3 protein-coding genes are annotated in these 3,372 nt (G+C 64.2%); 1 reads left to right on the top strand and 2 read right to left on the bottom strand.

The genetic code is table 11. The features are described 5' to 3' along the window. On the top strand, positions 1-413 hold a 413-nt coding region (locus A985_RS0108535; protein ID WP_369751558.1), incomplete at its 5' end, for a cytochrome c family protein. 30 nt (positions 414-443) lie between these two features. Here the strand turns inward: A985_RS0108535 and A985_RS0108530 are convergent. Both A985_RS0108530 and gudD read right to left on the bottom strand, forming a co-directional pair. Beyond that, a complete protein-coding gene (locus A985_RS0108530; protein WP_017232987.1) occupies positions 444-1,931 on the bottom strand; it encodes a SulP family inorganic anion transporter in 1,488 nt (495 codons plus the stop codon). 73 nt (positions 1,932-2,004) lie between these two features. Next, positions 2,005-3,354, bottom strand: a complete 1,350-nt coding sequence (gudD, locus tag A985_RS0108525; RefSeq protein WP_017232986.1) for a glucarate dehydratase — start codon at positions 3,352-3,354, stop codon at positions 2,005-2,007. Positions 3,355-3,372 lie beyond the last annotated feature (18 nt).

Below are 3,372 nucleotides of genomic sequence, written 5' to 3'. Positions count from 1 at the left end.
CCCCCCCCCCGCCACTCCCGCTTGTCGCCCGCCGACGCCGCGTTGCGCCAACGCTCGCGCTGCTCGGCGCGCTGAGCGCGCTCGCGTCGCCCGCCATGGCCGCTGGCGACGTGGAAGCCGGCAAGGCGATGTTCGCGGCACGCTGTGCGTCGTGCCATGCGGTCGGGCCCATGGCGACGTCGGGCTTCGGCCCGCAACTCAACCGCGTCGTCAACCGCCGCGCGGGCAGCCTGCCGGACTACGATTACTCGACGGCGATGAAGCAGTCCGGCATTGTCTGGGACGACAAGACACTCGCCACCTTCATTGCCAATCCGGGCAAAACCGTACCGGGAACGAAGATGCGCTTCTGGGGCATCGGAAACGAGCGCAAGGTGGCCGACTTGCTGGCCTACCTGCACACGTTCAAGTAACGCGCGACGGCCATCGCCCGCAAGCGTGCCTCAGGCCTCGACGAGGCTCACACCGGCTCGTTCCAGCAGGCGTTGATTGCGCGACGAAAGGTTGACGAAGCGCACGTTTCGACCCGACGTCCGATAACGCTCCCTGAGCGTCTCGAACGCCACGATGGCCGAGTGATCCGCCACGTGCAGAGACCGGCAATCCACAACGATCCGGCGGACATCGGACAACGGCTGGAACAGGTCCTGGAAATTGGCGGTCGACGCAAAGAACAGCGTGCCATGAAGCACATAGGTACGGGCGTCGTCGCCGTTCTCTTGCACGTCGGCACGAATGTCGCGGGCATGCTGCCAGGCGAAGTTGAGTGCGGCGATAACAATGCCACACATCACCGCGACGGCCAGATCCGTGAACACGGTGATGACCGTCACCGCGACGATCACGAGCGCGTCGTTGCGAGGCACTTTGCCGAGTACGCGAAGTGAGCCCCAGGCGAACGTCTGCTGGGCGACGACAAACATCACACCGACGAGCGCCGCCAGCGGAATGCGCTCGATGAGCGGTGACAGGCAAAGCACGAACAGCAGGATCATGATGCCAGCCGTCACCCCCGAAACGCGGCTGCGTCCGCCCGAACTCAGGTTAATCATGGTCTGGCCGATCATGGCGCAACCGCCCATGCCCCCGAACATTCCAGATACGACATTCGACGCGCCAAGCGCGAGGCATTCTCGATTCGGACGGCCGCGCGTTTGCGTGATCTCGTCGGTGAGATTGAAGGTGAGCAGCGTCTCCAGCAAACCGACCATCGCCATGAGCGATGCGTAGGGGAAGACGATCCGCAACGTCTCCAGATCGAAAGGCACTTGCGGCAGATGGAGCGACGGGAGTGCCCCGGCAATGTGCGCCATGTCGCCGAGCGTACGCGTGGGCAGGTGCAGTCCTTGGCTGAAGAGCCCGACGCCAACGATGGCGACGAGCGCGGGCGGCACGGCCTTCGTGAGGCGTGGCAGCCCATAGACGATCAGCATCGTGAGCGCAACCAGCGCGCACATGATTGCCAGCGGTGTGCCTTGCAGCCAGACGTCGCCGTGCGGCGTGGCTCGCTTGAAATGTGCCAGCTGCGCCATGGCGATGACAATCGCGAGCCCATTCACGAAACCGATCATCACCGGGTGCGGCACCATGCGAATCAGCTTGCCGAGACGCAACAGGCCGAAGAGCATCATGAGCACGCCGCCCAGAACGACGGTCGCCAGCAGATATTGCACGCCGTGTTGGATGACCAGTGCGACGATGACCACCGCCATCGATCCGGCCGCCCCCGAGATCATGCCGGGACGACCGCCGAAGATGGCGGTGAGCGCGCAGACGATGAAGGCCCCGTAGAGGCCCATGAGCGGATTGACTTGAGCGACCAGCGCGAAGGCGATGCACTCGGGCACTAGCGCGAACGCCGTGGTCAGACCGGCAAGCACGTTGCCGGGGAGATTCGGTAGCCACTGCTCCCGAAGTGTTTGAGACTTCATAAAATAACGTTCCGCATGGGACGCGCATTTTACCAGCCTCCGATGTTTTCCACCGATGCTCGAGCGAAGTGCCTCAGCGCACGAGGCACGGACGCTTGTTGTCGAACGTCCAGTTCGGAATCAGGTACTGCATCGCGACCCCGTCGTCGCGCGCACCGAGGCCATGCTGCTGATACAGCGCGTGCGCCTTCTCGACTTCGTCCATATCGAGTTCTACGCCGAGGCCCGGCACTTCCGGCACCTTCACTTTGCCACCGACGATCTGCAACGGATCGCGCGTGAGGCGCTGGCCGTCTTGCCAAATCCAGTGCGTGTCGATCGCGGTGATCTTGCCGGGCGCGGCGGCGGCAACGTGCGTGAACATGGCCAGCGACACGTCGAAGTGATTGTTCGAGTGCGAGCCCCACGTGAGGCCCCAGTCGTTGCACATCTGCGCAACACGCACCGAGCCCTGCATCGTCCAGAAGTGCGGGTCGGCCAGCGGAATGTCAACGGATTGCAGTTGAATCGCGTGGCCCATCTGACGCCAGTCGGTCGCGATCATGTTGGTCGCGGTCGGCAGTCCGGTCGCACGACGGAACTCGGCCATCACTTCGCGGCCAGAATAGCCATTCTCCGCGCCGCACGGGTCTTCCGCGTAGGCAAGAACGTCGTGCTTGTCACGGCACAGGCGGATCGCTTCGGCAAGCGACCAGGCGCCGTTTGGGTCGAGCGTCACGCGTGCTTCCGGGAAGCACTCCGCAAGCGCGGTGGCCGCTTCCATTTCCGCGTCGCCTGAGAGGACGCCGCCCTTGAGCTTGAAATCGTTGAAGCCATAACGCGCCTTCGCGGCTTGCGCCAGACGCACGACCGCTTCCGGCGTCAGTGCGACTTCCGTGCGCAGACGCTCCCAATCGTCGCGCCCTTGCGCGCCCGAGGCATACGGCAGATCGGTCTTGTTACGATCGCCGACGTAGAACAGGTAGCCGAGCATCTCCACCTCGTCGCGTTGCTGGCCTTCGCCGAGCAAGGCAGCGACCGGCACGCCAAGGTGCTGGCCGAGCAGGTCGAGCAGCGCGGCTTCGAGCGCCGTGACGGCGTGGATCGTGGTGCGCAGGTCGAAGGTCTGCAGACCGCGACCGCCCGCGTCGCGATCGGCGAACGCGGTACGCACGCGATTCAGAATCGCTTGCAGGTTGCCGATCGATTGACCGACGACGTAGGCACGCGCATCGTCGATCGTCTTGCGGATGGTCTCGCCGCCCGGCACTTCGCCTACGCCCGTGTTCCCCGCGCTGTCGGTCAGGATCACGATATTGCGCGTGAAGAACGGGCCGTGTGCGCCCGAAAGATTCATCAGCATGCTGTCGCGCCCGGCGACGGGAATGACGCGCAGTTCGGTGACGGTAGGCGTGGCGTTGACGCGAGTGAGAGTCGTGGACATAAACGAAGTACCAGTAGT

The organism is Pandoraea sp. B-6 (assembly GCF_000282835.1).
Taxonomy (GTDB): domain Bacteria; phylum Pseudomonadota; class Gammaproteobacteria; order Burkholderiales; family Burkholderiaceae; genus Pandoraea; species Pandoraea cepalis.
This window is presented reverse-complemented; position numbering and strand designations above follow the sequence as displayed.

Coding starts and splice junctions, on each gene's coding strand:
- A985_RS0108530 (WP_017232987.1), bottom strand. CDS start 1,931: ATGAAGTCTCAAACACTTCGGGAGCAGTGGCTACCGAATCTCCCCGGC.
- gudD (WP_017232986.1), bottom strand. CDS start 3,354: ATGTCCACGACTCTCACTCGCGTCAACGCCACGCCTACCGTCACCGAA.